The organism is Faecalibacterium sp. Marseille-Q3530 (assembly GCF_017377625.1).
GTDB classification, from domain to species: domain Bacteria; phylum Bacillota; class Clostridia; order Oscillospirales; family Ruminococcaceae; genus Faecalibacterium; species Faecalibacterium prausnitzii_E.
On record NZ_JAFREH010000023.1, the window covers coordinates 1 to 21,739 of the forward strand.

Annotated in this window: 22 protein-coding genes and 1 tRNA gene; 15 read left to right on the forward strand and 8 right to left on the reverse strand. The window is 55.7% G+C overall.

All coding sequences use genetic code 11. The features are described from left to right. The coding region (locus tag J3350_RS13175; protein WP_207686946.1) for a DUF4368 domain-containing protein at window positions 1-338 on the forward strand (338 nt) is incomplete at its 5' end. After that, entirely contained in the window at window positions 310-840 is a 531-nt protein-coding gene (locus J3350_RS13180; RefSeq protein WP_207686947.1) for a hypothetical protein, read from the forward strand. The genes J3350_RS13175 and J3350_RS13180, both read left to right, overlap by 29 nt. A 54-nt stretch (window positions 841-894) precedes the next feature. On the opposite strand, the gene J3350_RS13185 is transcribed toward J3350_RS13180, so the two are convergent. Continuing rightward, on the reverse strand, window positions 895-1,509 hold the full coding sequence (locus J3350_RS13185) for a PBECR4 domain-containing protein (RefSeq protein WP_242958688.1): 615 nt from the start codon (window positions 1,507-1,509) through the stop codon (window positions 895-897). Window positions 1,510-1,789: 280 nt separating this feature from the next. Here J3350_RS13185 and J3350_RS13190 point away from each other — a divergent pair, with 280 nt between their 5' ends. After that, a complete protein-coding gene (locus J3350_RS13190; RefSeq protein ID WP_097780445.1) occupies window positions 1,790-1,993 on the forward strand; it encodes a DUF6061 family protein in 204 nt (67 codons plus the stop codon). Between the two features lie 73 nt (window positions 1,994-2,066). On the opposite strand, the gene J3350_RS13195 is transcribed toward J3350_RS13190, so the two are convergent. From J3350_RS13195 to J3350_RS13210, 4 genes are all read right to left on the reverse strand, one after another. Further along, complete coding sequence (locus J3350_RS13195) at window positions 2,067-4,421, reverse strand: ABC transporter permease (protein WP_207686948.1); 2,355 nt, start codon at window positions 4,419-4,421, stop codon at window positions 2,067-2,069. Continuing rightward, window positions 4,418-5,101, reverse strand: coding sequence for an ABC transporter ATP-binding protein (locus J3350_RS13200; RefSeq protein ID WP_207686949.1), 684 nt, complete (start codon window positions 5,099-5,101; stop codon window positions 4,418-4,420). Before J3350_RS13200 ends, J3350_RS13195 begins: the two co-directional genes overlap by 4 nt. Before the next feature lie 101 nt (window positions 5,102-5,202). Next, window positions 5,203-6,240: a cell wall metabolism sensor histidine kinase WalK gene (locus J3350_RS13205; protein WP_207686950.1), complete on the reverse strand. Its 1,038-nt coding sequence runs from the start codon at window positions 6,238-6,240 to the stop codon at window positions 5,203-5,205. 9 nt (window positions 6,241-6,249) lie between these two features. Continuing rightward, a complete protein-coding gene (locus J3350_RS13210) occupies window positions 6,250-6,930 on the reverse strand; it encodes a response regulator transcription factor (RefSeq protein ID WP_112146629.1) in 681 nt (226 codons plus the stop codon). A gap of 912 nt (window positions 6,931-7,842) precedes the next feature. Between J3350_RS13210 and J3350_RS13215 the strand changes: the two genes are divergently transcribed. From J3350_RS13215 to xerC, 6 genes are all read left to right on the forward strand, one after another. Next, on the forward strand, window positions 7,843-8,289 hold the full coding sequence (locus J3350_RS13215) for a mobilization protein (protein ID WP_207686951.1): 447 nt from the start codon (window positions 7,843-7,845) through the stop codon (window positions 8,287-8,289). Continuing rightward, the gene (locus J3350_RS13220) at window positions 8,252-9,814 is read left to right on the forward strand and encodes a relaxase/mobilization nuclease domain-containing protein (protein WP_207686952.1); all 1,563 of its coding nucleotides are present in this window, start codon (window positions 8,252-8,254) and stop codon (window positions 9,812-9,814) included. Before J3350_RS13215 ends, J3350_RS13220 begins: the two co-directional genes overlap by 38 nt. Window positions 9,815-10,006: 192 nt before the next feature. Next, window positions 10,007-10,459: a CHC2 zinc finger domain-containing protein gene (locus J3350_RS13225; protein WP_255535727.1), complete on the forward strand. Its 453-nt coding sequence runs from the start codon at window positions 10,007-10,009 to the stop codon at window positions 10,457-10,459. Continuing rightward, entirely contained in the window at window positions 10,422-11,768 is a 1,347-nt protein-coding gene (locus J3350_RS13230) for a phage/plasmid primase, P4 family (protein ID WP_207686953.1), read from the forward strand. Before J3350_RS13225 ends, J3350_RS13230 begins: the two co-directional genes overlap by 38 nt. A gap of 373 nt (window positions 11,769-12,141) precedes the next feature. After that, window positions 12,142-12,447: a helix-turn-helix domain-containing protein gene (locus tag J3350_RS13235; protein WP_006735272.1), complete on the forward strand. Its 306-nt coding sequence runs from the start codon at window positions 12,142-12,144 to the stop codon at window positions 12,445-12,447. 14 nt (window positions 12,448-12,461) lie between these two features. Continuing rightward, window positions 12,462-13,865: a tyrosine recombinase XerC gene (gene xerC, locus J3350_RS13240; protein WP_207686954.1), complete on the forward strand. Its 1,404-nt coding sequence runs from the start codon at window positions 12,462-12,464 to the stop codon at window positions 13,863-13,865. 155 nt (window positions 13,866-14,020) lie between these two features. Here xerC and J3350_RS13245 read toward each other — a convergent pair. Next, a tRNA-Lys gene (locus J3350_RS13245) sits at window positions 14,021-14,096 on the reverse strand. A 232-nt stretch (window positions 14,097-14,328) separates the two neighbouring features. On the opposite strand from J3350_RS13245, the gene J3350_RS13250 reads away from it, so the two are divergent. Continuing rightward, window positions 14,329-15,600 (forward strand): DUF3048 domain-containing protein, encoded by a 1,272-nt coding sequence (locus J3350_RS13250; protein ID WP_207686955.1) that lies wholly within the window; start codon window positions 14,329-14,331, stop codon window positions 15,598-15,600. Window positions 15,601-15,636: 36 nt separating this feature from the next. Next, window positions 15,637-16,743, forward strand: a complete 1,107-nt coding sequence (locus tag J3350_RS13255) for a DUF3048 domain-containing protein (protein WP_207686956.1) — start codon at window positions 15,637-15,639, stop codon at window positions 16,741-16,743. Between the two features lie 56 nt (window positions 16,744-16,799). Here the strand turns inward: J3350_RS13255 and J3350_RS13260 are convergent, their stop codons facing one another. Together J3350_RS13260 and J3350_RS13265 are read right to left on the reverse strand one after the other, a co-directional pair. Next, window positions 16,800-17,405: a Tat pathway signal sequence gene (locus J3350_RS13260; RefSeq protein WP_118553706.1), complete on the reverse strand. Its 606-nt coding sequence runs from the start codon at window positions 17,403-17,405 to the stop codon at window positions 16,800-16,802. A gap of 97 nt (window positions 17,406-17,502) precedes the next feature. Continuing rightward, window positions 17,503-18,177: a histidine phosphatase family protein gene (locus tag J3350_RS13265; RefSeq protein ID WP_097791783.1), complete on the reverse strand. Its 675-nt coding sequence runs from the start codon at window positions 18,175-18,177 to the stop codon at window positions 17,503-17,505. A 283-nt stretch (window positions 18,178-18,460) separates the two neighbouring features. Between J3350_RS13265 and J3350_RS13270 the strand changes: the two genes are divergently transcribed. From J3350_RS13270 to J3350_RS13285, 4 genes are all read left to right on the forward strand, one after another. Then, window positions 18,461-19,156: a helix-turn-helix domain-containing protein gene (locus J3350_RS13270; RefSeq protein ID WP_097791784.1), complete on the forward strand. Its 696-nt coding sequence runs from the start codon at window positions 18,461-18,463 to the stop codon at window positions 19,154-19,156. A gap of 114 nt (window positions 19,157-19,270) precedes the next feature. Next, on the forward strand, window positions 19,271-19,891 hold the full coding sequence (locus tag J3350_RS13275) for a twin-arginine translocation signal domain-containing protein (RefSeq protein WP_207686957.1): 621 nt from the start codon (window positions 19,271-19,273) through the stop codon (window positions 19,889-19,891). Between the two features lie 159 nt (window positions 19,892-20,050). Then, window positions 20,051-20,821, forward strand: a complete 771-nt coding sequence (locus tag J3350_RS13280) for a twin-arginine translocation signal domain-containing protein (protein WP_207686958.1) — start codon at window positions 20,051-20,053, stop codon at window positions 20,819-20,821. Window positions 20,822-20,841: 20 nt separating this feature from the next. Next, window positions 20,842-21,477, forward strand: coding sequence for an orotate phosphoribosyltransferase (locus J3350_RS13285; protein WP_207686959.1), 636 nt, complete (start codon window positions 20,842-20,844; stop codon window positions 21,475-21,477). The last annotated feature ends 262 nt before the right edge of the window (window positions 21,478-21,739 follow it).

Here is a 21,739-nt window from a genome sequence, read left to right on the forward strand (position 1 = left end):
ACAACGCCAGTGGAAAGCTGAGCGATGACCGCTTCGACATGATGAGCCAGAGCTACGATGCCGAACAGAAGCAGCTGGAAGAGGAATCCCTCTCTATCCAACAGGAAATCGAAGTACAGGAACAGCAGATCGAGAATATTGAGAAGTTCATCCAGAAAGCGCACAAGTACGTTCATATTGAAGAACTCACCCCTTATGCCCTCCGTGAACTGGTGTCGGCCATCTATGTGGATGCCCCGGATAAGTCCAGCGGAAAGCGGGTGCAGCACATCCATATTAAGTATGATGGGCTGGGGTATATCCCTCTGGATGAACTGGAAGCAAAAGAAAAGGCGTGACCGGAGTCACGCCAAATCCGCCCCATTGCGGGAACTTTTGCAAATACTGTTTTATGGGAACTCTGCTGTTCAGCACGTTCCTTTTTCCGAAGATTATTCTCATTCGCTCAATGCACTTCTTCTTGAAATGCTTAAAGCATACGATGAAAGTAAAAATAGTCGCATTGAGCTACTATCCACTGCGACTACCCTCGCGCTTTGGATTAAGGATTCTGATCCATATACAGAGCATCCGATTGCTATTCTCAACTATCTTCAGTCCGTCAAACGCTCTCGCATATTGACTTCGACTGAACAAGCCGAAATTCTTTCTCTTATTGAAGTAGCCCAAGACAATGAGTCTATTTACGTTGGTGCATATCTACTATTAGATAATCCTGTTGCGGCTAAAATTCACTTTGATAAGCTACCTGAAGAATCACAGAAGTTCTTTGAATCTTGTCCCATCTATCATTTTATGCCAAATGGACAACCTACCATTTCTGCTCTGACAGAAGGGTAACAAGTGATGCCCACCCGCCCATGGTTTTTCCATGAGTGAGTGGGCATCGTTTTGTTAATCGAGATTTTTCGGCAAGCGGTCATACAGAACCACCGTGTCTTGCGTTTCGATATGTACACGCTCTTTCTTCAGGAGCGTTCGAGAACGTTGGTTTGCACGGTAGTCACGGCCGCTTTCTTCAAAAGCAGAACAACACAGAAAGTCACATACCGCATTGCCGGAGGGAGATTCCCGGATAATGAACACAAAGGCAGTTGGTTCGATCTGGCTGGAAATCAGGTAGTCCGCTTTGATTTTGGTCACGAACGGATAGAACTGGGGCATATAGGAAAACAAATCAAACTCCTGTTCCAGTATTTCTTTCAACCGCACCAGTGCCAGCAGACGCGGTTTCACATACTCCTGATAGAGTGTACCCTTCTTTACCTTGTCGTAGGTGATCTTGCCGGATAGAATCATATCCACTGTTTTGCGCGGGCTATACCGGGGAAGGGCAATATCTTTCAGGTAGTGGAACCCAGCAAGGTGAGGGAAGTCCTCTGGTGAAAATGTCAGCTTGATCTCGTGCAGTTCACCCTTATAGCCGTAGGTGAAAACATAGTGGTACTCAGTCAGTTCTTTCCAGACTTCTGCTGCCCGATACAAAATATCTTGCTGTTCGTCCTGCACATTTTCACCTTCCCTCAAAAAAATAGAAGCCCTGCCGAAAGGCAAGGCTCCTATTAAGCGTTTTCTTTCGATTCATCGAATCTATTCGGCTTGTGGTTATCGCTCAACCCACGGTCTGGCTCCACAATCGGCTGATACCGAACCAGTCCACTGCTTCATCGCCACCGATAGCTGGTCAATGCCGCTATCCTCTAGCTTTATTATACCACAAAAGGACGTAAGTTCAAGTGCTTAAATTTAAAAGCACTCAATCATATTATATGCTAAAGGGGTTTGGCCATTGCAATGTTTGCAAACGTCATACACCACCCTTGCCATCGACTGCATCGCCGTCGAGGATGAGTACGGCAACACTCCGGCACAGCGGGCAGAGCTGGACTGGCTGCTCTACAACAAGCCCTTGGAGTACGCTCAGCTTGTGCTGGGTGGAGGGACGGAGCATTATCTTTCCCTTGGCTGTGACCACGGCAGACCGGAAGATTAAGCCCTTATAAAGAACACGATGCCCACCGACCTATGGTTTTCGCCATAAGCTGGTGGGCATCTGTTGTTCTGGCTTATAATTCACTGATGGTTGCAGTAATGGGCTGCATGAGGATTCGCCTGACCGGGTTATATACTGCCAGCACCACAGCCGCCAGCACGACTACGACAATCACGGCAAGACAGCCCCACGGCATCTGCCACGCTGCACCGAAATAATGGGTGATGAGCAGGATATACAGCTTCCGATTCAGCACAAGACCCAGCGCAATGCCCACCACAAGACCGGACACCGCATAGGTGCCAGCTTCGGCAGAGATCATGCGTTTCAGCTGTGCATCATCCATCCCGATGGCACGCAGGATGCCATACTGCTTCATTCGTGCCGACACGCTCATGGAAATGCTGTTGACGATGTTCAGAATGGTGATTCCTGCAATCACGAGGAGAAACGCATAGACCACCAGATGGAACGCCCAGTAGGTGCTTTGTATCATCCGATTTCCTTCGATTCGGTTGGAAAAAACAACCTGCTTGTTTAACGTGTCGCTCAGCAGGGTGTGTATTTGTGCAATGGCTGCGTCTGCTGTGGTATCTTTTAGTTGAATATCGATCACCGCATAGCGGTTTTGCCCGGTCAGCTGATGGAAGGTTTCTTCGGTGCAGATAACAATCGGGGAATCGGTACTACTGAACGGGCTGTCGTTCAATACACCCACGACTGTGAGCTTTGCATCCTCCAGCTGAATGGTATCGCCCACGGTCAGGGAGTTGCTTTTGTCGAATACCGTCAGCACAGGGTATGTGCCATCCTCCGGCTCCTGCGGAAGGGTTCCGCCAATCAGGTCTTTTTTCGCCCAGCCAAACTGTATCGTATCGTATGAAATCAGGTCGATGGACCCCTGTTTTCCCTGATATTCCGCCGGGAGCGGGCAATACATCCGCCCGAATGCGTGTTTGACTTCCGGCAGAGCTTCCAGCTGCTCCACCAGCACCGGGTCAAGGACATTTTGCCCGGATGTTTCAGCCACCGATAAGTCCGGTGTGTAGGGCTGCAACGGATTCAGCGCAAATCCAACCCATCGAAGCAAAACCGAAAAGCTCAAAAACAGGAGAATGCTTAACGCAAAGGAACCTGTCATCAGAAGCAAGTTCTTTTTGGACGAGATTGCATGGCTCACGCCCAAAGAAAGCTCTGCACGACTTCCAAACAACCGAGCATGACACGGAGAATCCGCTGCATTTTCCACCGCATTCCCAGTTGCTGCTGTGATCGGAGAAGCTTTTGCCGCCCGCCGTGCCGGAGAAGATGCCGCGAACCAAACCGTGATAAGTCCCAGCGCGGAACCACAGATAATACCGACCGGGCTGATGCCAAGCACTGGTAAAGAGCTGAACTCCTCGCCGATAAATCCACGCAGAAAGGAACACAATCCCCATGTGGAAACGATTCCCAGCACACATCCTGCTGGAACAGCAGTTTTACACCAGAAAAGAGCTTCCAGCCGGACAAGCATCCGAACCTGATTTTTTCCGGCCCCAAGACAGCGCAGCATTCCATAATAGCTGGTACGCTGCGCTACATTGCTGTTGATGCTGCCTGTGATCATAAAAATTCCGGCAAGGACGACCATGCCAGCCAACACAGCCGCTACCGCATATAAGCCTACAATATAATCGTTGTTGCTGCTTGCGTTCAACGCCATCAGGTAAGTATTTTCGGAGATTTTTTCTTCTGAAATTCCGTACTTGTTTTCGATGTTCACAATGGACTGCCGCAAATTGGTACGTGGCTTGAACTGGATGAAATACTGTGTTTCAAAGGATTCTTCTACCTGTGCGGCAATCTGAGAAAATGTACTGCGGTTCATCACCAGCACAACAGCATCATACTGGTTCGCATCGGAGGTATCATCATTGAAACCTGCGACAGTAAGCGAAATGGTCTTTCCATCCGGGAGCGTCAGCGGAATCGCTGTACCGACCGTAACATCCAGCCAATCCCGGATGTTTGCTGTCACGAGCACTTCGCCATCCGCCGGGGCAGTGCTGCACTGCATTCCCGGAAAGATTTGAAGGATTGCATCATCTGCTCCTACCAGTGCGGCACGTTTATCTCCGGCAAAGTAGTTTTCCGTAAGGGATGCGTTGATGTCGCTATACGCCGAAAATGCAGCAACATCCTCCTGTGCGGCAAGCTCTGCGGCTGTTTCAGGGGAGATGTCCTTTACCATGATATGCCAGTTTCCGTTTTTGTTCAGCTGGTTTGAGGTTTCCATCCGAATCGCCATATCTGCCATACTGAACACCGCCGTGACCAGAAACACCGCAAGGACGATGCACAAAATCGTCATGCGGTTCTGCCGTCTGCGTACCTTGGCAGAAATCGGGATCAGGCTCAGATAGCTTTTCATTTCTGTGCTGCTCATTCCCGGCACCTCCCAAAATCGGTCAGGCAGCCGTCCGATACCTGCAGCACCCGGTCTGTCGTCTGCGCAATGCTGCGGTTGTGGGTGATCATCAGGATGGTCTGCTCGTATTTCCGGGATGTTTCTTTTAGCAGGGCAATGACCTCGCTGGTGTTCTGGGTGTCCAGATTGCCGGTCGGCTCATCCGCCAAAATCAGGGAAGGGCGGGTCATCAGGGCGCGGCCAATGGCTACCCGTTGCTGCTGCCCACCGGAAAGCTGGCTTGGCAGATGCTTCCGACGGTCTTTCAGATTCAACACGGTCAGCAGTTCTTCCAGATATGCCCTGTCCGGCTTTTGGTAGTCCAGCAGCACCGGGAACAGGATGTTCTGTTCTACGGTCAGTTCCGGGATGAGGTTGAATGCCTGAAAGATAAAACCGATATTGCGGCGGCGGAAGATCGTCAGCTCCCGGTCTTTCATGGCAAAAACATCCTTGCCATCAATCAGCACCTTGCCGGAAGTCGGCGTATCCAGTCCGCCAATCAGATTGAGCAGGGTGCTTTTGCCGGAGCCGGATTCGCCAACGACCGCCACATATTCGCCTTTCGGCACGGAAAAGCGAACATCTTTCAGCGCATGGACAGCGGTTTCTCCGCTGCCGTAGGTCTTGCAGAGATGGTTGACTTTTAATAGTTCCATAGTGTATCCCTCACTTTGCAGGTTCCTTCGATTCAGACGGATGATCTCTGTCTGTGCAGAAAAGGATAACACGTCAACCTTACTGCAAGCCTACACGCAGCCTACAATTTTGTAGGAATCGGAAAATTCAGAGTAAAGGTCGCGCCCTTTCCCAGCTCGCTGTCTACTTCAATGGTGCCGTGATGGGCTTCCACAACGGCTTTTGCCAGCGGCAGACCCAACCCGATGCCCTGTGTATCCTGTGAAAAGCGGCTGCGATAAAACCGTTTGAAGATATGGTACAAATCTTCCGGGTGGATGCCGCTGCCGTTGTCGCGCACTTTGATCTGAACCATGGACGGCAGTGCATTCCACTCTACCTGAATCGTATCTCCGCTCTTTGTGTGGTCAAGGGCATTCTTTACAAGATTGTCCACAGCTTCCTGCATCCAGTCACGGTCGCACCAAAGTGTAACCGCCTCTGAGCCGGACAGAACAAGCTTTTTCTGTTCCTGCTTGGCACGATAGTGATACTGCCGCGCGATGTCCTGCACCATTTCAGCAACATTTTCGTTTTTCTTCTCCAAGACGACCGAACCTGCATCCAGCCGGGTGATTTTGAGCAGATTCTGCACCAGCGTTTCGATGCGGTCCAACTCCTGTTCGGACAGGTCTGCAAACTCTTTGACCTCCGACGGCGAAACAGCTTCGTCCTGAAGCAGACCGTTGTAGATATTCAACGCCGCCAGCGGTGTTTTGAGCTGGTGCGAAATATCTGCAATGGTATTTTTCAAAAAACGCTTCTCCCGTTGCTCGTTGTCTGCGTGTGCGCTCAGAACTGCCGCCAATGCATTAACGGAGTGAAACAGACGGTAAAATTCTCCCTCCCGGTCGCAGTCCAGTCGTGCATCCGGGTTGCCATCCAGACAGCTTTGGATTTGCTGGACTGCCTGTTCCAGAAGCGCACTCTGCCTTTGGAAATAGTGAAAAAGCACGCCCCAGAGACAGCCGCCCAGAAGCAGAAAAACCAACAGTAACCCGAAAGAAAATACATGCGTCGTATGCCATACGATGCCCTGCGTGAGCGCCAATGCCACCGCCCAGACCGCCAGCACGGCTTGGAACAAATTTCGGATCTCCCGGTTTGCGAATACTTTCATACGGCACCTTTACCCATTCCATTTATAGCCCATGCCGCGGACAGTCAGCAGCATCTGCGGTTTGCCGGGGTCATCCTCAATCTTCATCCGCAGCCGCCGGATGTACACTGTTAAGGCACTGCTATCAATGTAATCCCCATCGCAGTCCCACAGTGCATCCAGAATTTGTTCCTTGGATAGCACGGCATTCGGATGCTGCATAAAGAAGCAGAGCAGCTTGTACTCTGCGCCGGTCAGTTCCAGCAATACTCCGTTTTTGTACGCCTGCCCCTGCAACAGCCGGACGGTGATGCTGCCCGATTCCAGTACGGGTTCTCCTGCGCTGGACGCATTTGCACGGCGAAGCAGTGCATTGACCCGCGACAACAGGACACCCAGCTTGAACGGCTTGGTCAGGTAATCATCCCCGCCCAGTTCCAGTCCCATGATGATATTCATTTCCTCATCCGAAGCAGTCAGGAACAGAATCGGCACGTTGGATGTGCGCCGCACCTTCTGGCAGAAATCGAAGCCAGAGCCATCCGGCAGGGAAACATCCAGCACCAGCAGGTCATATTTTCTGTCTGACCACAGCACCTCGGCTTCTGCCAGTGTCCGGGCTGTATCCAGTGCAAAGCCCTGTTTCTTGAATGCAAAGGTCAGCCCACTGATCAGGCTCAGATCATCTTCCAAAAGGAACAGTTTTCTCATGATTCCCTCTCTTTTCTGCGTTTTGTGTGTCCTACAGGTTCAAAAGCATTATAAGTTTTTTCTGCGAACATTACAATGTGCGAAACGGAAATTGTTTCTTGCCGTGTGTTAAATATAAGTCCTACTATCACCGCTTTACTGCAATAAAATTTGCAAAACCATCTTGACGTGCCCTGCGATCCATGATACCCTTTATCGCAAATCCCACCAATTTTGTAGAAAAGTACAGAGCGGCGAGGATTTATTCCCCATGAAGATTTTTACCGCCCCGCAACACATCCGATCAATTTTGCCGCCGATTCACCCGACAAAATCATCGCTGCGCTGTGTGGGCGGTATTTTTCTTTTTCACAAATAAAATCTTATGTAGTTGTTCAATCTTCCAAAATTTGTTTTTAGTTGTTGACCGCACAACCGCAAAGTGTTATTCTTGTGCTTGAAAGAAGCAGGTTGTAGTGTCCGCACTGCGTCCGGCTTTCTTCATACTGTACCTTGAATCTTACATAAGCCGTCTGAACGAGATACCGTGCCATGACCTCACACTTTCTGTGGGCGAGCCGGACAACGCCGCTGCAAAACAGGGGCAGGAACTGCGTTCGGTGTGAACGGTGACCATGAGCAGGGGCTTTGCCTTTTCACACGTTTTGCTCTGCAAAATTTTCAACGTGCATTGCGGTTCGACTTCTGAAATTTTCAGTGTTGCACGGAAAGAGCGAAAGCAAGTATCGACCTGTGGCCACAAATTTTCAATGCTTGAAAATGTTCTGTCACATGGTCTGCCACTTGTTGGGGAGTGCCTTCCCCAAACCCTGCTCCAGCGTTGCGCTGGTTTCAGCGCAAAAGCGGCGTGTCGCATTACATAGCCCTCTCCATCCCGGAGCGGGCATTTATCATTTTCACAGGAGGTCGAATATGGCTGAAATGAAAAGTCCGAACGCACACGCACGAGAGAACCGCAATGACACGCCGCGAAAACGAAAGACACACATCATCAAAGTCCGAGTGACCGCAGAGGAAAAACTGCGGATCGCATACGCCTGCAAAGAACTTCACCTCACCCAATCCGAACTCGTCCGCCGCGTCCTGTACGGCGTGAACGTCAAGCACACCGTTGTGGTGGCGCAGGGCGGCGAGGATGCACTGGCGGCGCTTGCTACCTTGTCTGCCCAGTGCAGCAAGGTGGGAAGCAACCTCAACCAGCTTGCATGGCACTTTAACTCCGGCGGCAAAGACACCGAGCAGCTCCGGGCGCAGATTCTGGAGGAACTGTCCGCACTCACGAACTTTCGGCTGAAAGCCGAAGAAACGGTTGGTGAACTGTATGGCAACCATCAAGCATTTGACCTCGAAAAACTCTAACTATGCCGCCGCCGAAAGCTATCTCACCTTTCAGCACAACGAGTACACCGGTCTGCCCATTCTGGATGAGAAGGGCAGACCCAAGCTGCGGGATTCGTACCTGCTCGACACCCTTGAGTGCGGCGAATCTTCGTTTGCTATGGCCTGCCTGATTGCCAACCGCAAGTACGGCAAAAACGGCGGGCGGGAGGACGTGAAGACCCATCACTACATTGTGAGCTTCGACCCGAAGGACGCAGTAGAGAACGGCCTGACCATGGAGAAGGCACAAGCCCTTGGCTTGCAGTTCTGCAAGGACAACTTCCCCGGTCATCCCGCCATCGTCTGCACCCACCCGGACGGTCACAACAGTGCCGGGAACATCCACGTCCACATCGTCATCGGCAGCTTGCGTGTCCGCACCGTGGAACGGCAGACCTTCATGGACAAGCCGTGCGACTGGGAAGCGGGCAAGAAGCACCGCTGCACCTCTGCCATGCTCCGGCACCTCCGTGTCGCAGTCATGGAGATGTGCGAGCAAGCCGACCTGAACCAGATCAACCTGCTGGAAGCCCAAGGCGACCATGTTTCGGAGCGCGAGTATTGGGCGCAGCGGCGCGGACAACGCCGCCTCGACCATGCCAACGCCAAACTCGCCGCCGAAGGGCAGCAGCCCACCCAGACCGTCTACCAGACCGAGCTGGACAAGCTGCGAAAGCAGATCTACGCTGTGCTGAACAAGACCACCACCTTCGAGGAATTTTCTGCATTGCTCATGCAGGAACACGGCATCGCCGTGAAGGAGAGCCGAGGCCGGTTGAGCTACTGCCCGCCCGGCCGGACAAAGTTCATCACCGCCAAGAAACTGAGCAAGAAGCTGGAAAAGGAGCAGGTACTGACCGCCCTCTCTCAGAACATCCAGCTTACCGCCATCATCCAGCCCAGCAGCGAGAAGAAACCGGATAAGATCAGGAAACTGGTTGACATTCAGGCGAACGTTACTGCGGGCAAGGGCATCGGCTATGAGCGTTGGGCGAAAAAGTTCAACCTCAAACGCTGGTCGCAGACCTTGTGTCTCCTGCAGGAGAAAAAGCTGCTCAGCGAAGATGCCCTGAACCAGCGCATTGTCGAACTGAAAACCCAGCACGACGATGCACTGGCGGTGGTCAAAGACTTGGATGCCCGCATGGTCTCCCTCAAGGAGCTGCGCGGGCATCTTGTGGTCTATCGGCAGTACAAGCCTCTTGCACAGAAGCTCCAGACGGTGCGGAACCACGCCAAGTTCAAGGAGCAGCACCGTGCAGAGTTTGCCGTGTACGAGGCCGCTTGCGCCTATTTCAAGGCCAATGGGCTCAGGACACTGCCGGACCTCAAAAAGCTGGATGCCGAATATCAGACCCTTTCCTCGGAGAAAAACGGGTTCTACACCCGCTACAAGAAAGCGCAGATCGAACTGCGTGAACTCCGCACCGCACAACAGAACGTGGAAACCTTCTTCCGCAAGGAAGAGTGCAACCACGCCGTACCGCAGCAGGAGGTCAAATGAACAACACTCTGACGGATCGATGTGTGAATAAACCCAACCTCACCCACGCCCCTCACCGGGTTTCGTCCTTTCGCCTGTACCCCACCCATTGGGACGGAGGGTAGCGCCTCTGTCTTTTCGGACGTAAAGAACGCCATCTCGACCCGGCAGGCAGCGGAGCTATACGGCTTCGCCGTAAACCGGAACGGTATGATGTGCTGTCCCTTCCACGGGGATAAACACCCCAGCATGAAGGTGGACAGCCGTTTCCACTGTTTCGCCTGTCAGGCAGATGGCGATGTGATCGATTTTGTCGGCAGACTTTTTCAACTTTCTCCCTACAAAGCTGTGGAAAAGTTGAAGGAGGACTTCGGCATGGCACTTGCCGACGGCAAGGTGCGGCTTGCTCCCCGCAGACCGCCCACCGTCCGGCAGCAGCTGCTGGACTATTACCGCTGTCTGCAGCGTTGGCGGGTCCGATACGCACCGCAGTCACCCACAGAAGAACTTCACCCCTGCTTTCTTGAAGCGATAAAGAACCTTGACATCGTTGAATATTATCTGGACTGTTCGGTGCTCCCGGACCCGCAGACCGAAAACGAGCTACGGAAGTATTGGGAGGGATTGCATGAGCGACTGGAAAAAGAGGAACGACGATTGGCGTGATGAGGACGAACTGGAAGAAGAGGAAGAATGCGAATGCCCTTGGGTAGACAGTAAGGGCAAAGTGCGTGAAACCGCTTACTGCCAGTACCTTTTAGAGAAACACCCCATGATGTGCCTGAAACAGAAGCTGTTCGACCAGAACGGCGAGGTAGACGAGGACGCACTGCTCTACGAAGTCCACAGCGACCTCCGTGACTTTGTGCTCGACAACCTTGCCAAGAAGGAGAAGCAGGTTCTGGACGCACTCCGTATCGAAACCTATACCCCTGAATGGAAACCCCAGCTTGACCGCATCCATCTCCAGAACGGAACCTACTTTCTGGACGAGCGGGGATTTGTGCCGGAAAAGGAACTCTGCCTGAACCGGCTCCCCGTGGAATACCAGCCCGATGCCCCTGCACCGACCACGTGGCTGGAATTTCTGGACGGTCTACTGATCCCGGAGGACATTCTGACCTTGCAGGAATACCTTGGCTATCTCCTGATCCCGTCTACCAAGGCGCAGAAGATGCTGGTCATGACTGGCAAGGGCGGCGAGGGAAAATCCCGCATCGGCTTGCTGCTGAAGAAGCTGTTCGGGGAAGCCTCTCACTCCGAATCCATCCTCCGCATCGAAACGAACCGCTTTGCCAGTGCAAACCTTGAGTACAAGCTGGTCATGGTCGATGACGACCTGAACATGGTGGCTTTGCCCGAAACACGGAACATCAAGTCCATCGTCACCGCCGAGGACCGTTTGTGCATCGAGCGGAAAAACAAGCAGGCTGTCCAAGGTCTGCTGTACGTTCGTTTCATCTGCTTCGGCAATGGCAACCTTGTGGCTGCTCACGATGACAGCGACGGCTTCTGGCGCAGACAGATCCTCATCACGGTGAAAGACCGTGACCCTGCCCGGGTGGATAACCCGTTCCTCATCGAAGAGTTGTCCGAGGAGCGTCCCGGCATCCTGCTGTGGATGCTGGAAGGTCTGCATCGTCTGCTGGCGAACCGCTATCAGTTCACCATCAGCGAGCGCTCCATCCAGAACCTCGAAGCAGCCATGGCGGACAGCGACAACCTGACCCAGTTCATGCAGGCAACGGCGTATGTCCGCTTTAAGCCCGACACCGAGGAACGCTCCACCTATCTCTACCGTGCCTACACCAAGTGGTGCGAGGATAATCTGGAATCGCCTGTTCCGCAAAAGAAGTTCAGCCAGTTCCTGCTGAAAAATGCGGGGAAGTATGGCCTGACCTTCTCCAAGCACATCGAGGGAAAGTACCGCGGCTTCCGGGGCGTATGCGTCCACCCCGCTTTTGCTGCGGCATAAAACACACGAAAAGTGAAAATCTCCCGCCCTACGCGCCCCAAAGTAGTGGTTTCGACTTGTTATCGCTGTTTTCTTCAGGTGTGTATCCGCCCCTTTCGGGCGGATACAGGGCGGCAACACGCCCTTCGGGGCGGGAGAGAAACCAAGATGCGCCCCAAAAGGGCGCGTCCATCCCAGCCATGCGCCCCATAAAATCAACACAGGAAGGTACTTTTGTGTGGTTTGGGGCGCGTGGGGCGCGTAAATTCAAGTTCTCGCACTTTTTGGGGGCTGCTGCTTCGGGTCAGGAGCGGCAGGCCCTTACATATTTACCGGCCCACAAGGGTGCAACTCAACCGGAGCTGCGCCGGGTCTGGAGAAGTGCAAAGGAGACATGCCTATGACGAATGTCCGCAAAAATTCCGCCAAACTGACCCGTGAGGACTTGAAAATCGCGCCCGAATCCCCTACAATGAAATTGTCCGAAACCCCTGCCGTAGAACCTTCTGACCAGACCAGCAAAACCGTCCGACACGCCCCGCTCGTTTACCGGGTGGAGGAGATTGCCCAACTGTTGGCAATCTCCAACCGTGCTGCGTACAATCTGTGCAACACCACGAAAGATTTCAAGGTGATCCGCCTCGGTACCAGCATCCGGGTAAGCAAACAGAGCTTTGACGATTGGTTTGCAGCGGTTTGAGGGAGGGAACATCTATGGCATCTATTCTCAGGCGCGGAGATTCCTACTCCGTTCGTTTCAAATACAAAGACCATGCTGGCCGGATCTGTGAAGGCTGGGAGAGTTTCAAAACCAAGAAGGAAGCGCAAGACCGCAAGATCTCGGTAGAGAAAGAACTCTTGGACGGTACGTTCCTCATACCCGATGCAATGACGGTAGCGGAAATGCTGTACAAGTGGCTCCCCATCCAGTCCAGCAAGCACAAGTGGGCACCCAAAACCTACACCCACACGGTAGCCATGATTCAGAATCTTGTCGTGCCCTATCTCGGCAAGAAGCAGATTCAGAAGGTTCAGACGTATGACCTCGAACAGTTTTACGCCACGCTGAGCCGGACACCGCGCGGACTGTATAAGCAGGGTGTCAAGCAAACGCTCACCGACAAACAGAAGCGGCAGTTTCTGACGGGTGCTTCCATCCGGGAAGTCCACGCCATGCTCAAGACTGCTTTTTCCTATGCCGTTGAGTGGGGTCTGCTCCTCAAGTCACCGATTCCGAGAGAAGCCCCGAAATCGACCTCGGAAGAACGTGCCATCTGGGACGAAAAGACCATGCTTGCTGCGTTGCAGACCATGACCGACCCTACGCTCCACCTTGCTGTTCATCTGAGCATGATTCTCTCGCTGCGTGTCGGAGAGATCCTTGGCTTGCAGCCGGGAGACATCGACTTCGATGCAGCGGATGGACGGGGAACCATCACGGTCGGCAGGAGCTTACAGCGCACCGAAAAGGCTGCACTGGAAAAGACCGACCCGAATCAGATCTACCACATCTTCCCCGACCAGCGTGAGGGCAGCAGCTCCGCACTGGTGCTGAAGAAGCCGAAAACCAAGAAATCCAGCCGCACCCTTTATCTGACGAGACCCTTGAAAGATGAACTGCTGGCTTGGCTGGAAAAGCTCCGTCAGGACGAGCTTGCCATGGATGGCAGATATCGCAACTGTGGCCAGCTCTTCCGCCTGCCCAACGGTATGCCTGTTGCCCCGGAAGCCCTTTCTAAATGGTACCGCACTTGGCGTGCAGAGCACCCGGAGTTTGAGAAGATCGTGTTCCACGGTCTGCGCCACTCCAGTGCCACTTACCAGTTGATTGAATCCGGCGGCAACATTAAAGCCGTGCAGGGCAACACCGGTCACGCCACCACCGGCATCCTGATGGACACCTACGCCCACACGCAGGACAAGTCCCGGTTGGAGCTGGCTGAGAAGCTGGAAGCAGACTTCTACTCGCAGGACATCGGTTCCCCCAAATCCGGCTCTGTGCCGGTAAAAGAAAATCTGCCGGACAGCATCCAGATCACCCCGGAAGGGATGCTGAAAGTTGTCCGACAGATGAACCCCGAGCAGCGGCGTGAGTTCACTCGCCTGCTGTTCGCCTGAAAAAAGTATGGAAAAAACGCTCACGATGCACAGAATGCAGACAATGCAAGGAAAAACACGGCTTTCCCGCCGGTGTGCAAAAAGTGTGCAAAAGTGTGCAGAGCCCCAGAAAACGGAAAATCCCACGAGGAATCTTACGATTCTTCGTGGGATTTTGGTGCGCTCGAGGGAACTCGAATCCCTGGCCCTCTGATTAAAAGTCAGATGCTCTACCGGCTGAGCTACGAGCGCATATAATATTTGTACAATATCAGAAATATTGCCGTATAATATTACCACAACTGCGGCCAAAAAGCAAGGCTTCGCGGCAAAAAACTTTCTTTTGCAAAAATGGGCCGTGCCGGACGCAAACTTTCCCTTTACAAATCCGGTAAGAATCAGTACAATCAAATCAAGTATCGTTCACGATGGTCCCGGCCGTGCCGTGTGCACACAGGCCGCTGCGATAGGAGGTCTTTTTCTGATGAAAATTTCTCGACGGTCCGTACTTCGTTACACAGGTCTGACTGCGGCCTGGCTGACCCTGACCGGCTGCGCCCCCACCGGGAATGCGAGCCTTGGCGGCTGCCTGCCCGGCTGGATGAAAAAGGTGCTGCGCGTGCCTTCGTCTGACGCCTCTTCGGCCAGCTCCTCGGCTGCGTCTTCGGCAGCCTCTTCGGCAGCGTCCAGCGAGGCCGCTGCATCGTCTGAGCTGGCGGCGTCCTCGCTGCCGGGTGTCGAACAGCCGGAGGCCGCGGGCAGCGCGCTGCCTGCCTATGACGCCGACCCGCTGACCGGCGAGGCCCGCAGCACCGATGGCCGCATCGTGGGCGTCATGGTCAACAACATCTGCAATTCCGAGCGGCAGAACGCCCGCCCGCAGCGCGGCATCGGTTCGGCCGACCTGCTCATCGAGAGCAAGGTCGAGGGCGGCATCACCCGCTTCTGCGCGCTCTATTCCAATGTGAACAACATCCCGGAGATCGGCCCCATCCGCTCCGGCCGCGACCAGTTCCTGCAGCTGCTCATGCCCTGGAATGCACTGTACTACCACGACGGCGAGAGCATCTTCTGCACCCAGTTCATCCACGTGTACAACTACTCCGGCCTGAACATCGGCGGCAAAAATTACTTCAACACGCCGGTCCATCCGCATGTGGCCCACCGCATCAAGCGGAACGAGAACGTCGCCTACGAGCACACCGAGTTCACCTCGGCCAAGGAGATCAAACAGGCGGCTGCTGACGCCGGCATCGGCCTGACCTATCCGTACGAGGGCACCTTCTTCCGCTTTGCCGACTACCGCACCGATGCCGTGAACGACCTGGCCGACGCGCCCTCGGCCCGGAGCATCTTCATCACCCATTCGGCCAGCTATAAGACGAGCTTTGCCTACAACAGCTGGAGCCGGAACTATAAGATGTCCATGTACAGCAGCCGCACCAAAAAATTCGAGTCTGCGGTGGACGAGCTGACCGGCAAACAGCTGACCTTTGCGAACGTCGTGGTCTGCTTTGCCAACATCGCCGCCTACGCAGGCGACTCCCACGATGTGCAGGAAGTCCAGTACGTCGAGGGCGGACAGGCCTATCTCTTCACCAGCGGCGGCGTTCAGACGGGCCGCTGGGAGAAGGGTCATCCCACCCATCCCATCCGGCTCTACACCGACGCGGGCGAAGAGATGACCCTGAACCGGGGCAAGACCTACTTCGCTCTTGTGGACAACGATGAGTGGAGCAACTTCAGCTATCAGTAAGACCAGCCCCGCGCTGCGGGACAGAAGAGGAACAAGATGAAATTTTGGAAGCGGACTGCTTTGTGCCTTGCGCTCTGCGCCGCGCTGCTGACCGGCTGCGTTCCCGCTGCGGACACCGCCTCTTCGGCGGCTCCCACCGACCCGCTCACCGGGCAGGAAGCGCTCTGGCCGGGGCAGCGCCCGGTGGCCGTCACGATCGAGAATGAGACGTCCAGCACCATCCAGTGGGGGCTTTCCTCGGCATCTCTGGTGCTGGAAGCTCTGACCGAGCCCCAGAGCGCCACCAGCCTGTGCCTGGTCTACCCGGCCGTGGATGCCGTGCCGCAGGTTGGCCCGGTGGCCGCCGGGCAGGACCTTTACTGGCGGCTGCTCGTGGGGCAGCAGGTGCTGCCCGTCCAGCGCGGCGGCGGCGCCTTTGACCAGAACTATCTGGACTACTACTCCCTGCGCGCGGTCGATGCGCTGGAAGTGGGCACCAACGCCTTCACCTGCGACACCACCTGGACCAGCCGCCCGCTGTGGCGCACCAGCGGCAATGCGCTGGCCGGGGTGCTGCGCAGCCTGAACATCTCCTCCGCCCTGTCGGAGTCCCGCCTGACCGACGCCGCTTCCAGCGCCGCAGGGGAGAGCGAGAGCGAAGCATCCCCCACCCTGTCCGTCCCTCCGCTGCTGCCCCAGCAGACGGAAGGCAAGCTGCCCGACGCCTCCGCTGCCGATGCCGTCCGCGTTCAGGTCCAGTTCGGTGCGGACAACGCCACCGGCTTTGTTTACGACGCTGACAGCGGCACCTACAAAATGCTCCATGCCGACGGTACCCCCCAGCTGGATGCCAACAACAGCCAGCAGGCCGGTTTTGACAACCTGCTCATCCTGTTCAGCGCCTCTTCCCTGCGGGACGACGGCCTCACGCTGGACTACGACCTGAGCATGGGCGGCGGCGTCTGGCTCAACGGCGGGCATCTGTGGACCCTGACCTGGACTCAGGGCAGCGACTCTACCTTCGCCTTTTACGACGCCGACGGCCGGCCCTTCAACCTGCTGGCTGGCCGGAGCTATCTGGCCCTCGTTTCCAGTCTGACCGGTCAGGAACTCACCGTGACCAATTCCGCCGGGGAAGCCCTGACCTCCGCATCGGCCCCCTGACAGACAGCAAAAATCCTCCGTGCCATGCACGAGGGATCTTTTTTTGTGTCATCTCATTACAGGTCCACGACGCTGCCGACCTCGGCAGGGGTCGTGGGCACCGCGCCCAGCTGGACTTCGTCCATGTCCCGGCGCACCACAAAGTGCATCGTCTGGCCGGAGGCAAAATCGGGCTGGTAGGTCAGCTCCAGCGTGTTCCAGTCCTCCGGCGTCTCGCAGAAGCAGTGGAGCATGGCCCCGCGCCCTGCGGCCAGATTCAGCGTAAAGGCCGAGGCATCCGCCGCGTTCTCGCCATAGAGCGGGGCTGCAAAGCTGCCGCAGCGCACGGGCTGGCCGTCGCAGACGGCCGTTAAGCCGGTGCCCAGGCGGTACAGTTCTTCGGTCGTGGTCATCTCGCGGCTCTGCAGATAGCTCGTGCCCACGGCCAGCGCCTTTGCCGAGAGGTTCTCCACCGACAGATACACCAGGGTGCTGCCCAGTTCCGGCGCGGGGGCATAGCCCAGCAGCTCCACAGCGGCCTTGCCGTCCAGCAGGGCCGGTTCGCCCTCGTAGCAGGGGGCCAGCGCCGCAGCCGAAACACCGGTGAGCAGGGCAGCCGCCAGGCTGACCGCACCAGAGCCGGCACATTTCAGGAACGAGCGGCGGGACAGAGATTGTGACATCGGGGATTCCTCCTAACAGCGGAAAAATAGTTCTCTCTATACAATAGTAAATTCCGGACAGCCTGTCAAGGTCTTTGCCCGGAATTTTACCGTGTATTTACTCGTATGCCTCGTTTTCCTCGGACTCCGCCTGGCCGCGCAGGGTATCGGCGTAGCCGAAGGGCACGATGTCGATGGCCTCCACCAGACGGTCCCGCATCCAGAGCTGAACGTCCGTCTGGACGGTGTAGCCGCAGCCGGGGTCTGCCATCCACTGTTCCGGGTGGCGGGAGGGCAGGGCCCGCTGGCTGAGCATGCTCATGATGACACCGCCGTGGGTCACGCAGGCAGCCTCGGTAACGTCCATCCGGATCATATACTCAAACAGCTTGAGCAGGGTCTCCGAGCAGCGGGCATGGAACGCTTCGGTCGGCTCCGCGCCTTCGGGCACAAAGCCGGAGCCGGGGGTGATCCACTTCTTGAAGTTTTCGTCCTTGACCAGCTCCTTCACGGGGTGGTTCTCAAAGACGCCGAAGCCCGCCTCCCGCAGGTCGTGGACCGAGAACTGATGGGCCGCGTTGGGGAAGAGGATGTTCGCCGTCTCCACGGCGCGCATCAGCGGCGAGGAGAACACGGTGTCCACCTGGGGGTACTCGAACCGCTCCTTCAGGTCGGCCAGCTGGGCGCGGCCTTCGTCGCACAGGGGGATGTCCGTTCCGCTGCCGATGTACAGCCCCTGGAGGTTGCCCGCCGTGATGCCGTGGCGGATCAGATGCAGTTTGAATGTTTTCATGGGTCAAAACACCTCGATTTTCGCAAAGATCGTCTCATTGTGCCCGTTTCTTCACGCCGGGCGCAATTTTCACGACCCCGGCGCGGCACAAAATATATACCAGTTGCCCCTTAGTTTAGCATAGATATGGTAGTCAGAGCAAGAGCTTTGACAAAAATGACGAAATTCGTCAAAAAATTCCGTCATTTTGCTTGCTTTACAAGTCGTTTTCCGTTGTGTATAATCAACATGCTGTAAACCAAAAATCAAAGAAGTCTCATTTTTCACTGAGGAGCCAAAGATCATGGAATTCAATCGTATCATCAAGCTGCTGCGCAAGGAGCGCGGCATCACCCAGAAACAGGCAGCGGAAGACCTCGGCGTCTCGCAGGCGCTGCTCTCCCACTACGAAAAGGGTATCCGCGAGTGCGGTCTGGATTTCGTGGTCCGTGTTGCAGATTACTATAATGTGTCCTGCGATTATCTGCTGGGCCGCTCGGCCGAGCGCAACGGCATGATGCTGACCGCCGATGAGCTGCCCAACCCCGACAAGATGAAGGACAACATCTATCACGGCAGCGTGCTGCCCACCATGAACAAAAAGCTGATCTCCAACAGCCTGAACGTGCTGTACGCCAAAATCGGCGAGTGCCACAGCAAGGCTCTGACCACCGAGGTCAGCAGCTACCTGATGATGGCCGTGGCCAAGATGTTCCGCCTGCTCTACTCTGCGGAGCCGCACAACGCCCAGAGCCTGTTCAGCGTGGAGGCCCGCCGCTGGCCCGGCTATGCCGATGCCGTGATGCGGATGAACGAAGCCAATGTGGAAGCCCTGCTGGCCGGTGAGAATGTCGGCGTCGGCGAGGGCGTCAAGGACCCGGCCTGCCTCTCCATGACCACCGAGAGCCTGACGCGGGAGTTCCCGCTCTATACCCCCAGCCTCTTAAATCTGGTCAAGACCAGCGAGACCCGCGTCAAGGGCCTTGGACCGGAGCAGTAAGCCCCTGTGTGAAACTCGTGTTAATTTTTCCGCAAAAGGCTTGCACTTCCCGGCAAAAGATGTTATAAACGAACTATAGAAGAAAAAGGCTATGCCAATTAAGGAGGCAGTTTTATGTCGAACAAGATTTCCCGCCGCGCCTTTCTGAAGGTCACCGGCGTTTCTGCGCTTGCACTGGGTGCCGCATCCATGCTGGGCGGCTGCCAGTCTTCCAGCGGCTCTGTCGAGGTGAAGGTCGGCGATAAGGTCAGCAACTGGAACAACCTGGGCGTCCAGCTGTCCAGCGTCTTCACGCTGTCCGATGCACCCGATGTGGCTGGCCACCAGTATGTCGCCGTTCTGGTCACGGCTGTCAACCGCTCCAAGACCGACAGCATGGCCATCGGCGCACAGAACATCGCGGAGATCGACGCCGCCTATCCCCTGACCGATGAGGCGTCCCGCGCCGCCAACACCGCCCCCTACTTCCACGCACTGTCCGCTTCCACCACCGACTTCACCGTCACCGTGGACGGCCAGGCTGCCGAGGCCGGCGCTTACGTCTCCCTGTACGACGCCGCCACGGAGAGCTTCTCCGATGTGCCCAGCCTGCCCCCGCAGGGCACCGGCTACATTGAGCTGGTCTGCATGGTGCCCGCCGGCTGGCAGCAGATGACCGTGACCTACAACCCCACCTTCGCATCCGGCAAGAGCATCACCTTCGTGATGAGCGCTTCCGACCTGAAGAACAGCTGATCTTTTGGGACGAAATTTCGTCTCACCTCTGGTTTTTTCGGGTGAGATCTTCTCAAAAAATCTGTGAAAAGCATTGACATCCGCCCGGTTTTCGCCTATTGTATAGGCAAGGCCGTTTTGGCAAAATGATATGTGATCCCATACAAAGGAGGAACCATCATGTCTTTCGCATTTTCCCGCCGCTCGTTCCTGAAATACACTGCCGTCGCCGCTGTCGCCGTTGCCGGTGCCAGCCTGTTCACCGGCTGCAAAGTCGATACCAGCGACTCCTACAACGCGCTCCGCACGACGCCCGGTGAGCTCACGGTCCTGCAGGTCACTGCCGCCATGGGCACCTATGTGGAGGCCAGCAAGAGCTACACCGCACCGGTTGTCACCGGCACGACCATTGCTTTCCCCTTTAAGATCACCAATGGCCGCGCCAACCCCATCTATGTGAACCCCAACAACTTCAAGGCCACCGTTCTGAACGCTAAAGACGAGGTCATCGCCAAGTATACGGCGATCAACGGCCTGACCCCGGATGCCCCCCCTGTGCGACACCAACCTGAAGAAGGGCGCCTCCGTGTCGGGCAATGTCACCCTGACTCTGAGCGCTGCTCTCGAACCGGGCCAGTCCATCGTGCTGACCTACTGCCCCGACCTGCAGTACAACGAGTACTCCCTGAACTGGAAGACCACCTGCGCAGAGGGCTGATCTTCTGCAAACGCTCTGCATGTTCCGCCCGGACTGGTTCCGGGCGGTTTTTGTTTGCCCGCGTTCTGGCAAGGTGTCTCAATTTTTCCTCTGATTTTCAGCAGTTTTGTATCTTGTGTACAGGGTATTTTTCCTTTACAATAGGGTCATGGAAAAGGATGGGAGCGCAGCGGCTCAGAACATGCCGCCGCGCTGTTTGTTTTCCGCCCGGAACCGGAAGTCCGGACTTTTGATGAACAGGAGTGTTGCAGTTATGATCAACATGGTAAAGCTACCCACCAATAAGAGCAGTCTGTTCCTGCGCGTGGCAAAGGGGCATTTTGCCACCAGCCACAGCCATATCAACTATTACATCGACGTGACCACCCAGAAATCCCGTCTGTCCGAGGCCAAGGCCGTGGCAAAGGAGCTGGTGGCTGCCTATCAGCATAGCACCATCGTGGATACCGTCCTCTGCCTGGACGGCACCCAGGTCATCGGCACCTGCCTGGCCAACGAGCTCACGAAAGACGGCTTCGCCAACATGAACGCCCACCAGACCATCTATGTCATCACGCCGGAGTACACCACCGGCAGCCAGATCATCCTGCGCGACAATCTGGCCCCCATGGTCAAGGGCAAGCATGTGCTCATCCTGGCGGCTTCCATCACCACCGGCTACACCGCACAGGCTGCCATCGAGGCTGTCAACTACTACGGCGGCACGGTCGCGGGCCTGTCGGCCATCTTCGCCACCGCCAACGACTGCCTGGGCATCCCGGTCACGTCCATCTTCGACCCGTCCAACCTGCCCGACTACGCCAGCTTCGATTCCCGCGACTGCCCTCTGTGCAAGGCCGGCCAGCGCATCGACGCCCTCGTCAACAGCTTCGGTTATTCCACCCTGTAAGCTGCCCCCATCGTCCTCTTCTGCCCCGCCGCACCGGACACGCTCCTGTTCCCATGCGGCGGGGTTTTCTGTGCGCAAAAATGCCCCCGGAGGGCCTTTCGCAGCTCTCCGGGGGCATTCTGTGTGCGTTGTGCTTTGGCGCACACGACCGGCGTTTTACTCGATTGCAATCAGATTCGGGTTCTCAGGCAAAGCCTTCGTCTGCTGAGGAGCAGGCAGCTCGACGTGCAGGACGCCATCCTCGAACTTTGCGTGGATGTCT

Bases quoted from the DNA above. Each gene is read 5' to 3' on its own strand.
- J3350_RS13195 (WP_207686948.1), bottom strand. From the start codon at position 4,421: ATGAGCAGCACAGAAATGAAAAGCTATCTGAGCCTGATCCCGATTTCT.
- J3350_RS13265 (WP_097791783.1), bottom strand. From the start codon at position 18,177: ATGAAAACATTCAAACTGCATCTGATCCGCCACGGCATCACGGCGGGC.
- J3350_RS13220 (WP_207686952.1), top strand. From the start codon at position 8,252: ATGGCAACCATCAAGCATTTGACCTCGAAAAACTCTAACTATGCCGCC.
- J3350_RS13285 (WP_207686959.1), top strand. From the start codon at position 20,842: ATGATCAACATGGTAAAGCTACCCACCAATAAGAGCAGTCTGTTCCTG.
- J3350_RS13275 (WP_207686957.1), top strand. From the start codon at position 19,271: ATGTCGAACAAGATTTCCCGCCGCGCCTTTCTGAAGGTCACCGGCGTT.
- J3350_RS13270 (WP_097791784.1), top strand. From the start codon at position 18,461: ATGGAATTCAATCGTATCATCAAGCTGCTGCGCAAGGAGCGCGGCATC.
- J3350_RS13260 (WP_118553706.1), bottom strand. From the start codon at position 17,405: ATGTCACAATCTCTGTCCCGCCGCTCGTTCCTGAAATGTGCCGGCTCT.
- J3350_RS13225 (WP_255535727.1), top strand. From the start codon at position 10,007: ATGTGCTGTCCCTTCCACGGGGATAAACACCCCAGCATGAAGGTGGAC.
- J3350_RS13205 (WP_207686950.1), bottom strand. From the start codon at position 6,240: ATGAAAGTATTCGCAAACCGGGAGATCCGAAATTTGTTCCAAGCCGTG.
- J3350_RS13180 (WP_207686947.1), top strand. From the start codon at position 310: ATGAACTGGAAGCAAAAGAAAAGGCGTGACCGGAGTCACGCCAAATCC.
- J3350_RS13255 (WP_207686956.1), top strand. From the start codon at position 15,637: ATGAAATTTTGGAAGCGGACTGCTTTGTGCCTTGCGCTCTGCGCCGCG.
- J3350_RS13230 (WP_207686953.1), top strand. From the start codon at position 10,422: ATGAGCGACTGGAAAAAGAGGAACGACGATTGGCGTGATGAGGACGAA.
- J3350_RS13250 (WP_207686955.1), top strand. From the start codon at position 14,329: ATGAAAATTTCTCGACGGTCCGTACTTCGTTACACAGGTCTGACTGCG.
- J3350_RS13235 (WP_006735272.1), top strand. From the start codon at position 12,142: ATGCCTATGACGAATGTCCGCAAAAATTCCGCCAAACTGACCCGTGAG.
- J3350_RS13280 (WP_207686958.1), top strand. From the start codon at position 20,051: ATGTCTTTCGCATTTTCCCGCCGCTCGTTCCTGAAATACACTGCCGTC.
- J3350_RS13200 (WP_207686949.1), bottom strand. From the start codon at position 5,101: ATGGAACTATTAAAAGTCAACCATCTCTGCAAGACCTACGGCAGCGGA.
- J3350_RS13210 (WP_112146629.1), bottom strand. From the start codon at position 6,930: ATGAGAAAACTGTTCCTTTTGGAAGATGATCTGAGCCTGATCAGTGGG.
- J3350_RS13215 (WP_207686951.1), top strand. From the start codon at position 7,843: ATGGCTGAAATGAAAAGTCCGAACGCACACGCACGAGAGAACCGCAAT.
- xerC (WP_207686954.1), top strand. From the start codon at position 12,462: ATGGCATCTATTCTCAGGCGCGGAGATTCCTACTCCGTTCGTTTCAAA.